The following is a 15,135-nucleotide window of genomic DNA, read 5'->3' as shown; positions in this document are numbered from 1 at the left end:
AGTAAATTTGCAGCCCATTCGGGATGTAGCGCAGCCCGGTAGCGCGCTTCGTTCGGGACGAAGAGGCCGCTGGTTCGAATCCAGTCATCCCGACGAAATTTAAAACCGCCTTTAATTGGTAATTAGAGGCGGTTTTTTTATGCCTGGCATTGACGTCTATTTGCTTCGCCCGGGCAACCGTCATTTTTTTCATAACCGCACATTTTATCTTGCCGCATAATAATCTTGCCAAGGGGTATAATCTATATAAATGCCGGATATAAGAGTTGAAGTTTTTTTGCTCGTTTACCAAATGCGGGGGATATCACCATAAAGCAGCAATTTCAGTACATCCGAATCTCTCAGATGCCAGCTACCCCAGGACATGGGGGAATCGCCATTGGCATCCTTTACAGATCGATCAGCTCCTGCTTCTATCAGTAACTTAATAATGCGCTCGTTGCCATAAGCAGCTGCCCGGTGAAGCGGCGTTTCAGCTTTTAAGAAAGCATCTCTCATGAAACAAAGGGTTTCTGCCCCCTTAATTGTTTTTTTATTTACATCGGTACCAGCGTCCACCAACGACTTTACGATTTCAGTTCTTTCATCTATTTCACTGGATTTGCAAATAGTATAATGCAAGGCATTCTCACCGGTTTTCTTAAAACTAAAATTGGGATCCGCTCCTTTTTCTAATAACCATTTTACAGACGCCACTTGCCCATTAAAAGCAGCATTGCAAAGTGGGTTATTGTCTTCCAATTCTATCAAAGCGCCTAAACTGTAATACAGATCCAAGGCTTTAATATTGCCTTCCCAGGCCGCAGAAAACACCGCGCAATTTCCCCGGGGATCAGTATAATTAATGTCCGCTCCCTGCCAAACCAGTTTTTCTACCGCGTCCAGATCATTTTTTATCGCTGCGTTAAGCAATAGTTGGTTTAAACTTTCCATACGCTTTACAACCTTTACAAATTGTACCTAATAAAAGTAACGATTATCAAATGAATTTCCTAATAGCATATACGGACAGTAATTACAATTTAATAAACTGTCTTACAATTAGATACGATTGTAAGACTTTTAAAATATTCCAGAAAATAGTTCGAAAATTGTACAGCCAGGGCGACAAAAAGACGCTATCACAAAGCGTATTTTCAGTCCATTCATTGAGATGCCTTTGAGATAGCCTCTTTTTATTTTGAGGGATTTAATACCGGTAACCGCTGGATAGCTCCAATCCGGAAGGGTCCGTTAAAATCCCCGCTTCTGACAAAAAATAAATAATGTTGAAATCTTACATCTATATTGCCCTGATTAAACAAGGCTACTTTCATCCCTGAAATCTCAATAAAAAAAGCAACAAAAAAGCGGATCCCATCTACCAAATCATACTGGACCACTGATAGTTTCCAGAAAGAATTGAAACAATTCTGCACCGAAAATAAAAATGCACTGGAGAAACATTCACTTACAACACTTCTAATTGAAAAGAACAGATCGGAACTATATCATGCCTCACAAAAATTTGGAGGATTAAATAAACTGAATGAACAATTTGACCTGGGATTAAAGCTACGACGGAAAAACTATTGGAATGAAGAAAAAATACTGGAAGAGCTATGGTTCCTTTACAATGCAGGAAATAAAATAACGGATCAAACATTAAGGGTACTCAGCCGGAATGACCTGTCCTGTGCAATATCTGCGAGGGGTTCAATAGCCTACTTCAAAAAAAGATGGGACTCGTCAAAGAGAAAGAGAACTGCACAGTTATCTAAACACGGACCTCTACACAGTTAAGTTAACAGTTTCAAAAGGTTATCAGCAACGCTGGTCGTTTTAAGTTCGAAGTATTCTTGATTAAAGCTCTGCATTTTTACATAATGCCGTGTTCTTCCCTTGTATGAAAAAGTCTAGCGGCCAACAGTTTTTGCGTTTAGATGAATCGTCTTGCTACTAAGGATTTTGTGCTCAACAGATCATCAACAACCTATTCTCCCCCGGTTTTTCATCCGGCGCACGGTGAAGGCAGGGAGGCACCTGACTCCCAGGATGATCAACCGCCAACCGCCACAGGTTACCAAGACCTAAGCTTACCGGACGTGCATCAGGTGCAGCCTGGTAATGCAGATCAAAGAAATGTTCACTTAAGAATGATTCAAAACCCTCATCTGGTCCATCATATAGTTTTTTGAGCTTTTCACGTATTTCCGGAATGAGTACTTTCTTTGTGCCTTGTGCATTTGGCAATATTTCACTCGCCTCGCCATAGTAGGTACATAAAAAAGTGTCGGTTGGTATGGGAGAGCGGTCTACATGAAAAGAATAAACATCGGTTGGAAAAAACGGGTAGGTATCGTCCCGGTCATAGTGTTTGATCACATTCAGGACGGGCGATGCGCCGTAAGCTTTTAATATCTCCAGGTCATTTAAAAGGATTTCACGGGCAAGTTGTCCTTGTTCACTCAACTGAAGTTCACAAAGTTCCTCTTGTTCAATTACCGTTATATTCCCGCTTAACGCTACCTTTTTAACAATCTCGGAAAAATCTCCCGCTAGTGTACGGGTCCAGCAAATTGCATTCATTTCTCCAACAAATGGCGTAGAAACCAGGTCCTGAAAATTCGTAACGCAATGAATATGTTTCTCAGCATGAGATAAATCTATCATGATGTAAAATATAATAAAGTACGGGAATGTAAGGATGTTATAACAGATCGCCATAAATCAGACCGGTGAAATGGGAAGAATTTGCCCCTCCGCCCAGGCAGAGTATTGGCCGACCTGCACTTATTGCCTATATTTAGATAACTCAAAGAAAATACCATGAAATGTTTGCTAATGGTTGGTTATCTGTTTGTGTCCATGCATTCAGTAGCTCAAACCGCCCCTAATTTTTATCTCCATGGTGCGATGGATGCTGATTATACAGGTAAAATATTCCTTAGTTATGCTCAAAATGATAGCAGCCATGTTTTGGATAGTATGGTGGTCAAAAATGGAGGGTTCAGGTTCAATGGATTTATTGACGGCCCGCGGGAAGCCATGCTGTATTTGGGCGAAGGCACCGCCACGGGGTGGGTTTACCTCGATACCGGAACCATCGTGCTAACCGCTAAGCGGTTTTCTGCCGTACAAAACGGCAAAACTATTACCGGGCTGGAGGTAATGCATGTAACAGGCTCTTTTAGCGACAGCCTGAAAAAAGCCTTCAGTAAAAGGTGGCAGGCAATAATGGGGGCTGCCATTACCGACTCGATAAAGGCCCAACAGCTTTTCAAGGCGATGAGTGATTTTGTAAATAAATACCCGGAACACGACTTGTCGTCTTCTTTTTTGAGTGAGGCAGCCATGCTTGGCCAGTTCAACTATCAGCAGGCCCTGGGGATATTTGAATTACTGGGTCAACGGCAGCGGGCAAAAGCAGGAATGAACGGCGTGGAAACAGGCCTTGCGATGCGTAATAAAACAGGTATCGGAGTTCCCTATGCCTTCATTCCGCAGCCCGATACATTGGGCAAAATGATAAGTGGCCGGGAATTGACCTACGACTATCTCTTAATTGACTTTTGGGCGAGTTGGTGCAAGCCATGCCGGGCAGAGCATCCTAAGCTGGTATTGTTATATGATAAATATAGAGACCGCAAGCTGGAGATTATGAGTGTTTCCCTCGATGATAACAGGATTGAATGGCTAAAAGCCATCAAAAAGGATAAGCTTACCTGGGTACAGGTTTCTGATCTTAAGGGCGCAGCACAGAATGAGCTGGCGAAATACTATAATATCGGGTTTATTCCTTTTAATATCCTCATCAATAAAGAAGGAAAGATACTGGGCACCAATATAAAGAGCGACGCATTACCAGGTTATTTACAATAATTAAATTCCTTCCAGGTTCCGGCAACAATATAAATGTCTTTACAATGCCTGTTCCCATAGCAAATAACCCCTGATGCACCGCCGAACCGTCGCATTATTACCTGCCCTTATAATCCCCCGAAAGCCCGTCCACACACAATAATTCCCCTTTTTCAAAAAAAAGTATAAAAATCCGAAATACCATATTACATTTGTCTACAAATCCTGTAGACTATATAGCCTATTAGATTAAAACTCAACCAATATTGTAATGATCATGAAAAAAGTACTACCTCTCCTTTTCTTCTCCGTCCTCCTGGGCACCGCCGCGTTTGCGCAAAAAGTGATCACAGGCGTGGTCAAAGGGGAAAAAGGATCTCCTGTACCCGGCGCCACCATTAGCTTAAGAGGCTCCACTAACCACGCCATTGCAGATGGCAGAGGCCAGTTCAGCCTGCGCACCTATGCCCCCTTTCCCCTCACCCTTGCCGTTAGCTCCGTCGGCTTTGCCACCCGCGAAGTGGAAGTGACCGAACAAAACCAGAATTCCGTGGAAGTTGTGCTGACCGTAGACAACCGCCAGCTCAATGAAATATCCGTTACCGCACGCCGCCGTAACGAAAAGATCCAGAACGTGCCCATCGCCATTTCCGTTGTGCGCGGCAGCGTTATCGAAGACGCCGGCGCTTTCAACGTAAACCGCGTGAAAGAACTGATCCCCACCGTTCAGCTCTATTCATCCAACCCGCGTAACACCACCCTCAATATCCGCGGCCTCGGCTCCACCTTTGGCCTTACCAACGACGGTATCGATCCTGGTGTTGGTTTTTACCTGGATGGTGTATACTACGCCCGCCCCGCCGCTACCACGCTCGATTTTGTGGACATAGAGCAGATCGAAGTGCTGCGCGGCCCCCAGGGTACGCTGTTCGGCAAGAACACGACCGCGGGCGCGCTGAATATCACCACCCGTAAACCTTCCTTCTCTCCCGGCGCCTCCGCTGAAGTGAGCTATGGTAACTATGGCTACATCCAGGCGAAAGCGTCCGTTACCGGCGCCATCACCAGCAAGCTCGCGGGCAGGATCGCCTTTTCCGGCACCCAGCGCGACGGCACCATTTATAACATTTCTTCTGAAAAATATGTGAACGATATCAATAACATCGGCGGAAGGGCCCAGCTGCTGTACAAACCCAGCGAAAATGTGAGCATCACGCTCACCGGCGACGCGTCCAAACAACGCCCTGAAGGTTATGCCCAGGTGGTTGCCGGCGTGGTGCAAACCAAACGCGCGGCCTACAGGCAGTTTGAGAGCATCATCGCGGACCTCAACTACCAGCTGCCCAGCCGTAATGCTTTCGACCGCCGGATCGACCATAACACCACCTGGCGCTCCGGCAACGATCTCGGCGGCGTATCGCTGAACGTGGACGCCAAGATCGGTAACGGCACGCTTACCTCCACCTCGGCCTGGCGTTACTGGAACTGGGATCCGTCCAACGACCGCGATTTTACAGGACTGGCGGTACTTTCGCTGTCGCAGGCCACTTCCAAACACCAGCAATGGTCGCAGGAAGTAAGGTATGCCGGTAACTTTTCTTCCAAGCTGAGCGGCGTGATCGGCGCTTTTGTGATCGGGCAGGACCTGAAAACCGATCCCGTGCATATCGAAGAATCCGGCGACGCGCAATGGCGTTTTTCACAAAGCACCACCAGCGAATTATGGAAAACGCCCGGCCTGCTAGACGGTTACGGCATCCGCACCACTTCCCGCCTGCAAACGCTGAGCGCCGCGGTGTTCGGCCAGCTGGACTGGGCCATCACCGACCGCCTGCACGTATTGCCCGGCCTGCGTTACAACTACGATGATAAAAAAGTGGACTTCAACCGTAAAACATACGGCGGCCTCGAAACCACCGACCCCGCGCTGCTGGCGCTGAAAGCCATTGTGTATACAGACCAGGTGTTCAACACGAAGACGGACGACACCAATTTCTCCGGTCAGCTGACCGTTTCATTCAAAGCCAGCAACAACATCAATACCTACGCCACCTTTTCTTCCAGCTACAAACCCGTAGGCCTCAACCTGGGAGGCCTTCCCACTGCCAGCGGCCAGCCGATGCTTGAACTGGCGGTGATCAAACCGGAAAAAGTGCAGCACTACGAAGTAGGCATCAAAACCACGCCCACAGCATCTTCCACCCTCAACCTGGCCGTTTATAACACGGACATCAGGGATTTCCAGACGCAGGTGCAAACCGCTGAGCTGGGCGTGAACCGCGGCTACCTTGCTAATGCGGAAAAAGTGCAGGTGCGCGGGGCTGAGCTGGACGGCAACATCCGGTTCAACAACAACTTCTCCCTCTTTGGCGCAGTAGCATATACAGACGGCAAATACAAATCCTTCAAAAACGCGCCTGTACCGCTGGAAGAAACCGGCGGCCCCAGCGCGTTCAAAGACATTTCAGGCGGCAGGCTGCCCGGCATCTCCAAATGGACGGCCACCCTGGGCGGCGAAGCATCCACCGGCGGCAAATTCCTCGGCCAGGGCGGAAGGTACTTCCTCGCACTGGACGGCTACTACCGCTCGGAATTCTCATCCAGCCCCTCTCCTTCTCCCTACCTGAACGTAGACGGCTACGCGCTGTTCAACGGCAGGCTGGGCTTCCGCGCCACAAAAGGCGTGTCTGTATTCGTATGGGGACGGAACCTCTTCAACAAAGATTATTACGAACAATTACTGGTAGCCGCGGGCAACGCCGGGCACTATGCCGCGGTACTCGGCGATCCCAGGACGTATGGGATCACGCTGCGGTATGTTTTCGCTCCTGCTAATTAAGGGAAACTATATTATGATAGCCGGCGTATGCTCATGAAGCGTGCGCCGGCTTTTTATTTTATTTTTCAACCGTAACACCCACAAAAAACACCACAAACCCCTTTAAAACCTCCATCATCCACCGCAGGCAATTCCGTACCTTTACAAAAAATACAACCATGGACACCCGGCAAACCCTCCCTCCCAAAGGTTCTTTCCAGGGCATACTGGAAGAGCTCTTCCGGAATAAACAGGAAGCAGGCATCCTGTACGAAGACAATGGCGTAACCCGCGCCAACGGCCTCATTACATCGCTGTATGAGAAAGACGGCAAACAATGGATGCAGCTGGATGCTAAAGAAGGGAAGATCGACATCTCCATAGACAAACTGTACGCAGTGAACGGCACCTTCACGTCTGATTATTCAGAATGCTGAGAACAGTTTTCCCATTAATATGGACCTAAAAAAAACGGCCCTGCAATGCAGGACCGTCTTACTATAAAAAATTGAGAGCTTCTCAGAACTTAAATGTCGCGTTGGCTGAAAACCTGCGCGGCATTTGTTTTTCCACGGTGGTCCAGCCGCCGAAGTATTCCTTGTCGGCGATGTTATCCAGCTTCAGGGCGAGCCTGAATGCCTTCACCTGGTAGAAAACCGTAGCGTTGAACACTGTGTAGGAAGGCAGCGTAAAGATGCCGGTACGCTCATCGTTGGTGATCACGTTGTCGCTGGCGTAGTTGCCGCCCGCGCCGGCGCCGAGGCCGCGCAGGTTGCCGCCCTGCAGGGTGTAGCTGATCCAGAAGTTGGCCAGGTGCTCAGGACCCGCGCTCACAGGCCGTCTGCCTTTGGTGAACCGGTCGGCCTCTTCCATTTTGCTGTCGTTGTAAGCATAGCCCGCCACAATATTCAGCCCGCTAACGGGAGAAGCGTTCAGGTCGGCTTCAATGCCTTTACTGCGCTGGGTACCGTTCTGCACGGAATAGTTATAGGTCGTGCCTTCTTTTTCGATGGAAGCGGGCATGGTCATGTTATCCACTTTCAGGTCGTAGTAGCTGAGGGTAAAGTTGAGGCGGTTCTTCAGTACGTTCAGCTTCACACCGCCTTCGTACTGGTTGGCATGCTGGGGCTTGAAGTTGCCGTCCAGCTCCGGCAGCGGCTGCGTTACAGGCGCCACGTTCTTGAAACCGTTCATGTAGTTGGCAAACACGCCCACTTTGTCTTTCACCACCTGGTACACCAGCCCGAACTTGGGCGATACCGAAGTCTGGTTATAGTTGCCGGTCTTGGTGCCGTTCAGGTAATTGAAAGTGCCTTTGTTATCAAAATAATCCACCCGCACACTGGCCATCGCGATCAATTGCCCGGTGATGTTGAGCACATCGGAGATGTATGCGCTGTAGGAATAGTTTTTGGTAGCGTTTCTCGTTTGCCCGGTTGTAAGCTGCGCCAGTCGGGCATCTACAGCCGCACGGTTGAGCTGTGAATACCGCGGGTCCTTTACGTTCACGGAGCTTACGGAATCGAAACGGAGATAAGGCGAATGATTGTTGGTGGTTTCCATGCCCAGGAAGTCCAGGCCGATCACCACCCTGTTGCGCAGGGAACCGATCTTGAAGTCGCCGATGAAGTTCTGCTGGATGCCCGTGGTATTGGAAATACTGTTCTGCGTATAAGCAAAGCGGCTCAGCAAAGTGTCGTTGGGCTTAGTGGCGCCCTGGTCCAGGAACATTACGTAGCTGTAATATCCTTCACTCTTGCGGTTGCTGCGGGTGAGGTTCGTCTGGGAGGTCCATTTATCCGAGATCTTATAGTTCACCTGGCCATACAGGTTCACCGTGGGTGTACGGTTGGTGAGGTCGTTGCTGGTAAAGGAACGGTTGAAATCGATACCCAGCTCTGCCGGTGTGCGGTAGATCAGCTGGCGGCCCCTGTTGAGGAATACCATCAGCGGGTTGGTGCCTTCGCCGTTGTAGAATTCAGCGTTGATATTAAAGGAAAGGCGGCTGTTCACCTGGTAAGAGAAACTGGGCGCAAGGAATACTGATTTGCGGAACCCGGCATCCTGGAAGGAATTTTCGTTGTGGTAAGCGCCGTTCACACGGAGCAGGGCGGTTTTATCTTCATTCAGGGGCGCGTTGAGGTCCGCCGTGATGCGGGTAAGGCCAAAGCCGCCGCCGGTATAGGACAGTTCGCCGCCGAAGTGCTCGTACGGTTTTTTGGTCACGATATTGATCAGCCCGCCGAAAGAGATCAGGCTGCTGCCGAACAATGTGCCGGAAGGGCCTTTGATGGTTTCGATGTGTTCGATATTGGCAGGGTCTATGGAACCATTGGTAAGACCCGCAATACCGTTGATCATGGAGGGCTGTACGGCAAACCCGCGCATGGCGAAGAAACCCGCGCCATCGCCGGGGCGGCCGGTGGAGGTCCAGAGTTTGGCAACACCTGGCGCATTCCTCATCGCATCATCGAAGGTGGAGATCACCTGTTCCTTCATCAGCTCCTGCCCTACCGTGTTATATACCTGGGGATTCTCCAGGTTCCTGATGGGCAGGCGGGCGATATAGTCGCTTTCCCTTTTGCCTTTCAGTTGGGTGCCTTTGATGGTCACTTCTTCCAGCTGCGTGTTGGACAGCTTTAAGCTGATAGCGATCTCCGCGGTACTGTTAGCTGAAACCTCCACTGTCTGCTCAGTGGTTTCGAAGCCCAGCAGGGATACCTGGAGTGTATAGGAGCCTGGTTGCAGGCGGCGGATGCTGAATTCGCCTTTCACATCGGTCACCGCGCCGCGGTTCTTGTTTTTGATCTGTACGCTTACCATAGGGGCGGGCTGGCCGTCGTTGGTAGACACAGCGCCTTTAATATTCCCTGTATTGGCCTGGGCATGCGCAGCGCCGGAGAAAGCTGCGATCATGGCCATCATCATCAGTAAATGTTTCATCTTATGAGTTTAAATACAAGCATTATCGTATCCCGACACAAAAAAAGGCCCTTGCGGGAAACAAAGGGCCAATACCGGGTGCGGGAATCCGCCGCAAAGTTCCGGCGCGGAGAACGGTAATTCATGTCGGAACGGGAAAACCATTTACGCAATCGGGAAAAAATACGGGCATGGAGACGTCATACGTTTCCGCTTACACTTCTTCATAAATAAATAATTTTCAGTAATTTAGAAAGATAATGGCCTGCCCCGGCTGTATCGTTCATCATCATTGTCAGTACTCCTATGAGGCATCTTTACACATTCCTGGTAACACTCCTGGCCTTACCCGCCAGCCTCTCCGCACAGGACGCGAATTACTGGTCTTCCAGCTACGGCCCCGCCGGTTTTTTTATGCCGGGCTCCGTGATCGCCCAGAACAGGGACACCGGCGTGATGTTCTACAACCCCGCGCTGCTCGTGAACACGCAAGGCAGTACCACTTCGCTGAGCGGCACCGTTTACCAGTGGCAGTCCATCCTGTTCAAAAACGGACTGGGTACCGGGCTGAACCTCCGCTCGCAGGGCGCCAGCATTGTTCCCATGGTGGCTTCGCATGCGGTTCCTATCCTCAAAAAAAGGCTGCCCTTCACGCTCGCCTACGCGATCGTACATACTCCTGTCATAGATTACGGCGTTACGCAGCAGAAAGACGTCACGCAGGATGTGCTGGACAACTCGTACAGCCCCGGCGCCGAAACTTTTATCGGGCAGTACAAAGCGGCGAACAGGATCGACCAGACCTCCCTTCAGCTGGCAGCAGGCATGCGGCTGGGAAAAAAGACGGCCCTCGGCGTTACGGCGGAAGGCATTCTTCAAAAACAATCCATGACGGTAGACTTCACTGCCCGGGCCATGATGAACCCGGCCGGACCGGACACCATACTGGCGCCCATCACCACCGTATCGGAAGATTATACCGCCAGCTTCAGGCAGGCAGGCGTACGGGCGAAGATCGGGATGGCGTGGGAGCTGACGGACAATCATCATATGGGCCTTTTGGTCACAACGCCCGTTTTGAGGCTGGGAGGAAAAGGCACCGTGTTTTCCAATATCGAGGTCAGCAACTTATACCTTGGCGGAGCAGCCATCAACCTGCTGGCAAGCAGCCGGCAAACCGGCCTGCGGTCCGCCTGGAAAAACCCGCTGAGCATTGCTGCCGGTTACACTTATCTCCATAAAAGAGGCCAGGTATATATCGTAGCTGAATATTTTGCGCCCGTCAAAGCATATGATATCCTCACCCCGAAACCCACGGCCTTCATCAGGCCTGACACGGGCAGCAACAGCGCTTCCTCCGGCTTCCTGCGGCTTAGCGACGAGCGGCGCGGCGTGTTGAACGCAGGCATCGGCGCCAGTTACAGGATGTCGTCCTCCCTGATGCTATTCGCTTCTTTCCGGACGGATTTTACGTACGATAAAGGAGAAGGCCGTTCCCTCACTGAAGGATATAAGGTCAACATTACAGACTGGAACCTGTACCACGCACAATTTGGTGTGAACATGCGGCAGCGGCGGTACAACATCCGTACGGGGCTGCTGCTGGCTTACGGCGGCACGAACGACTATCCGCAAAGCATCAATCTCGACCATCCGGACGAGAGCAATTATCTTCTCGGCGATACCGGCACCAGCAAAGGGCGTACCCTGCATGCGGGTTTGCTGGTTTCGTATATCCATAACTTTTAGAGGAAAGGCATTGCCATTGAATTCCAGTCCATGAACCCGCTATTTTTAAAGCCCGGCTGATAGCGGCGGCAGAAAATACTGTTGGCGGTATCTGTTGTATTTCTTCCGGTAAGCGCGGTTCCGTTTTAAACCTATTGCAGACATCACGCCGCTTTTTTGCGTAATGATCCAGTAATTAAAAATGAATTTTTCGCGGTTCCGTTCCGTAAAAATGAACGACGGGCGGGTGATGCGCGAAGGAAGCAGCAGATTGGCCAGCCAGGTTTCCAACGCGGGCAGCGGGCGCCATTTGCCGGGGTGATATTTGTCGCTGATGCGCAGCCGCAGGTTGCTGTAATAGAAGTGCATCTGGCCGTAAGCCGCGTAGGTATTGCCTTTCCAGGTGCTGAAAACGGTATCGATATCCCCTTCCGTGATCCGGATATGCCCCTGCGGCATGGCATTGCGGCCCAGCTCGGGCAGGTGAAGGGGCGATACATCCAGGCGGGCGGTAAAGCCGGAAAGACTGTCGCCATACGATTCCCGGTATGCGAGCCGGCGGATGCTGCCGTTGAACACGTTGCCGGAAGCGAATACCAGCAGAGAATCTTCTTTGTTGAAACGATTGCCAAGGTTCAGGATGGTGCCTTCCACATTTTTCACCGGTATCTCATTCCAGTGGTCCGTTTTGGCAGGGCGCTCCGCATAGGTGACCGTGCTGTTCGAAATGGATACCGTATCGATCCGGAACGGAACTGAAATATTCTTTAGCAGCGCTGTCGGCATTTCCTTCGTGACGCCGTGCTGCAAAGGCATGTGTTTGTCCCGCGAAACGGTCATTGCCAGGCCGTTGAGCATTACTTTAGCGGCATGCGGTATGGTGTCGCCCATGCGGGCAGGGTCAAAGCCGGTGAGTGTTATCGTTCCGCCGTTGACAGTGATGTAATCCTGTTGCCATTTTTCTTTCCGGAAGGTTTCCTCGCGGCTGAGCCGGGGTTGCATGAATATGTCCCCGATGCGGAGCGCGTTACCGGTCCAATGAAAACTGCCGGCGCCGGCGTGGAGTTGTTCATTGCTGAAATTCATCTTCCCTCCTTCCGTGGTCATGAGGGCCAGCAGGCTTTTCCAATTGAATTTTTCATTGTGATGGAGCTTGATAGCGGTGGAAGGCAGGCTCCCGGCAAACTGTTCCACCGAAACCACCGCCGCGTCTTTCTCCCGCTTAAACCTGCCGCCCTTCCAGGAAAGCGCGGCCAGTGCAGAAACCGTCCTGTTATTTATTTCGGCTACCGATAATTGGAACCGGGTGTATGGCAATGCCATGCTTAATCCTGGCCGGCTAAACCGGCTATCCTCCAGCAAAATATCTGCATCGGCGAATCCCAGGCCTTCATCCCGCGTCCTCACATCTTTTACTTTCACCTGTAAACGGGTTTGAAGCCGCATGCTATCCTCCGGTCCAATGCCTGTGTAAGCAATATTTGCATTCTTCATATTCACTTCCCCGATATGCAGGGCCAGCGGTGTCTTCATGACGGGAGGCGAAGATCTTTTCGCCGTATTCCCGGTTTTCGAAAGCAGTTCCACCTCCGCATCATTTGCATCCAGGTATGGTATTTCAATCCTGCTGACATCAGTAGAATAAACCGGTAGCCTGAAATGCAAAGCCGGCAAGGCGAGCTTCGTTGAACCCGAAACCAGCCGGACGTTAGTGATCTCACTTTCTTTCCCGCTGAAAATCGCCGCAGCGTCAGTTTCCAGCGAAAAACCGGGCTTCTTCACCTGTACAGAGGAAAGCTTCAGCTGTGCATCTTTCCAGGCGAAGAAATGTTCCCGTGTATGCAACTGCCCGATCAGCAACCCGCCTCCTCTTGCCTGCACATTGCCGCCTGGCGCTGTTTGGAAGAATGTGAACTGATCCGCTTCCAGCTTCGCCACACGGATAACAGGCAGCGGATGTCTGGGGTTATGCTGTTCTTCTTTTTTATTTTTCCCGGGTAAATTCAGGCTGATGCTGCCCGCCCTGAAATAATCCACCTGTATGGCATGCGTTTGCTGGAACACGTCCCAGTCGAACACTTCCCAATAAATATTATCCGCCCGCAATTGTGCGCCATTGGGCAGCTGCATGTCCAGCCGCTCGTTCCAGCTGCGCCGCATTACGCCATCGAAGCGGTAATTGTGGGCGGTTATTTTTGTTCCTTTCGACAAAAGGTGCAAGCTGCCGACGCGCAGGTCGGGAATAGCATGCTTAATGTCCACCAGCGAATCGCTCAGGAAAAGCTTATCCAGTAAAATATGCGCTTCGATCGATCCCGCTTTCAGCTCCGAGCCATGCTCCCCGCCCGCCTTATAGTTCAGCTCGCCGTTGCGCAGGCGGAAATGCTCCACATGCACCATTTCCCTGATACCATGCAGCGTCTCGTAAAAAACGTCCAGGTTTTTGGGAAGCCCTTTAACCGAAGCAGTACGTGCTGGCTGGCTGTGTTGCCGGTGCACCGTGATCACGGGATGGATCAGCTCGGCTTCACCGGCCCTGAGATGCTTGCGCATCAGCGATTCCAGGTCTACATTCTTCAGCCGCAGCGCCGGCGCGGTGGCCGTCACCGTCTTCCCGGCATGATTTTTTTCCGTGGGCATATAGGTAACACCTTTGAATAAAATGCCGTCCCGTTCAATGGCGAACTCGTCGATGCGCATCTGGTAAAGGCTGTCCCGCGAATAAAATACCATCTCCCGGAGATCCATGCGCACGCTGTCTATACTCAGCGGGCGTTGTGCCTGCGGGTTCACCTTAAGATTATAAATGCGGAGGTTACTGTTGCGGCTTGCAGCCTGGCGTCCCTGGAGGTGCACATCCGCGCTCACCACGTTGATGAACCCGACCTGCAAAAAACCGAAAGGCATGCGGTTGCCCGCCAGCAGTGTATCCTGCCTTCCGCCGCTTCGCCGCCCGGGCGGGATGGTCAATACGGGGTTCAGGCAGGTGAGCGTGTCTATCAGCAGCCGGTTGTGCTGGTATACCGCGGGCAGGTGGCGGGAGTTGAAAAATATTTTATACGCCTGGAAACTAAGCCCGGCGCGGCCTGCCGAATCCTGCTCCGTATAATTGACGCTGTCCACTTCCAGCCGCTGCCCCCGGCTGTCGAACCGCAGGGCGCTAAAACTTATATCCTGCTTGCGTTTGGGCAATATCCAGCGCTGGCGGCCCAAGGAAAACACTACCCTGTCCGATCCGAAAAGATGATCATCTTTATTATTGATCTCTGTAAAGTTCTGTACGTAAAGGTTGATATCGTTCACATGCAACATCATACTATCTTCCACGAGGTAATCATACGAACCGTTGCGCATGCTGAAGGAATGCGCATTAAAATGCGTGAGGGTCTTTTGCAGGATGTCCAGGATGTCCGTTCCCTTGAAGCGGGCGCGTTGCTTTGCCGAAGACTGCAGCCTGGCGTTCATTTTCACGTGCGGGGATATAAAGGCCAGGCTGTCTACGATGATCTTCCGGTTCATCAGCAGGTCTTTCCAGGAAGCGAGCGAGAAATACATTTCCGGCATCTCGATACTATAAGCTGTAGGCGAATGCTGCCGGTCCATGCAGTGTACCGAGGAATGCCGCAGGATAATGGCCCTTTTTCCGAAAGACACTTCGGCGCTGCCCGCATCAAACGCGTACTGCCCTTTGGTCTGCATTTTCACCGCATACCGCAGGCTTTCCTTGAACCGGTAAGTGATAAGGTAATACAGCAGGGCCATGCATACCAGCACAGCCGCCACCAGGAAGATCAGTATCCGTTTGAAGGCTTTTTTCAAAACATATG

The 15,135-nt window shown here is 51.0% G+C and carries 8 protein-coding genes and 1 tRNA gene; 5 read left to right on the top strand and 4 right to left on the bottom strand.

The genetic code is table 11. The annotated features are described in order from the left end of the window. The first annotated feature begins 19 nt into the window (after positions 1-19). Positions 20-93: transfer RNA gene (locus ACTJIK_RS21395), tRNA-Pro, on the top strand. A gap of 192 nt (positions 94-285) precedes the next feature. Here the strand turns inward: ACTJIK_RS21395 and ACTJIK_RS21390 are convergent. Beyond that, positions 286-933 carry an ankyrin repeat domain-containing protein gene (locus ACTJIK_RS21390; RefSeq protein WP_440649579.1) on the bottom strand — a complete coding sequence of 216 codons (648 nt, stop codon included), beginning with the start codon at positions 931-933 and terminating at the stop codon, positions 286-288. A 1,020-nt stretch (positions 934-1,953) separates the two neighbouring features. Continuing rightward, positions 1,954-2,652 (bottom strand): hypothetical protein, encoded by a 699-nt coding sequence (locus tag ACTJIK_RS21385; RefSeq protein WP_440649578.1) that lies wholly within the window; start codon positions 2,650-2,652, stop codon positions 1,954-1,956. 156 nt (positions 2,653-2,808) lie between these two features. Between ACTJIK_RS21385 and ACTJIK_RS21380 the strand changes: the two genes are divergently transcribed. The 3 genes from ACTJIK_RS21380 (at position 2,809) to ACTJIK_RS21370 (ending at position 7,095) form a co-directional block, all read left to right on the top strand. After that, the gene (locus tag ACTJIK_RS21380; protein WP_440649577.1) at positions 2,809-3,861 is read left to right on the top strand and encodes a thioredoxin-like domain-containing protein; all 1,053 of its coding nucleotides are present in this window, start codon (positions 2,809-2,811) and stop codon (positions 3,859-3,861) included. A 256-nt stretch (positions 3,862-4,117) separates the two neighbouring features. Next, positions 4,118-6,679, top strand: coding sequence for a TonB-dependent receptor (locus ACTJIK_RS21375; protein WP_440649576.1), 2,562 nt, complete (start codon positions 4,118-4,120; stop codon positions 6,677-6,679). A gap of 158 nt (positions 6,680-6,837) precedes the next feature. Further along, positions 6,838-7,095: a hypothetical protein gene (locus ACTJIK_RS21370; RefSeq protein WP_440649575.1), complete on the top strand. Its 258-nt coding sequence runs from the start codon at positions 6,838-6,840 to the stop codon at positions 7,093-7,095. Positions 7,096-7,177: 82 nt separating this feature from the next. Here ACTJIK_RS21370 and ACTJIK_RS21365 read toward each other — a convergent pair whose 3' ends face one another. After that, positions 7,178-9,601 (bottom strand): TonB-dependent siderophore receptor, encoded by a 2,424-nt coding sequence (locus ACTJIK_RS21365; RefSeq protein ID WP_440649574.1) that lies wholly within the window; start codon positions 9,599-9,601, stop codon positions 7,178-7,180. A 285-nt stretch (positions 9,602-9,886) separates the two neighbouring features. Here ACTJIK_RS21365 and ACTJIK_RS21360 point away from each other — a divergent pair, with 285 nt between their 5' ends. Next, positions 9,887-11,329 (top strand): hypothetical protein, encoded by a 1,443-nt coding sequence (locus ACTJIK_RS21360; protein ID WP_440649573.1) that lies wholly within the window; start codon positions 9,887-9,889, stop codon positions 11,327-11,329. Between the two features lie 45 nt (positions 11,330-11,374). Here the strand turns inward: ACTJIK_RS21360 and ACTJIK_RS21355 are convergent, their stop codons facing one another. Beyond that, the gene (locus ACTJIK_RS21355) at positions 11,375-15,127 is read right to left on the bottom strand and encodes a hypothetical protein (protein ID WP_440649572.1); all 3,753 of its coding nucleotides are present in this window, start codon (positions 15,125-15,127) and stop codon (positions 11,375-11,377) included. Between the last annotated feature and the right edge of the window lie 8 nt (positions 15,128-15,135).

Source organism: Chitinophaga sp. 22620 (assembly GCF_052044405.1).
GTDB lineage: Bacteria > Bacteroidota > Bacteroidia > Chitinophagales > Chitinophagaceae > Chitinophaga.
This window is presented reverse-complemented; position numbering and strand designations above follow the sequence as displayed.

What these genes read in the sequence shown, in the direction of transcription:
- ACTJIK_RS21375 (WP_440649576.1), top strand. Translation starts at nt 4,118, where the DNA reads ATGAAAAAAGTACTACCTCTCCTTTTCTTCTCCGTCCTCCTGGGCACC.
- ACTJIK_RS21385 (WP_440649578.1), bottom strand. Translation starts at nt 2,652, where the DNA reads ATGATAGATTTATCTCATGCTGAGAAACATATTCATTGCGTTACGAAT.
- ACTJIK_RS21390 (WP_440649579.1), bottom strand. Translation starts at nt 933, where the DNA reads ATGGAAAGTTTAAACCAACTATTGCTTAACGCAGCGATAAAAAATGAT.
- ACTJIK_RS21380 (WP_440649577.1), top strand. Translation starts at nt 2,809, where the DNA reads ATGAAATGTTTGCTAATGGTTGGTTATCTGTTTGTGTCCATGCATTCA.
- ACTJIK_RS21365 (WP_440649574.1), bottom strand. Translation starts at nt 9,601, where the DNA reads ATGAAACATTTACTGATGATGATGGCCATGATCGCAGCTTTCTCCGGC.
- ACTJIK_RS21370 (WP_440649575.1), top strand. Translation starts at nt 6,838, where the DNA reads ATGGACACCCGGCAAACCCTCCCTCCCAAAGGTTCTTTCCAGGGCATA.
- ACTJIK_RS21360 (WP_440649573.1), top strand. Translation starts at nt 9,887, where the DNA reads ATGAGGCATCTTTACACATTCCTGGTAACACTCCTGGCCTTACCCGCC.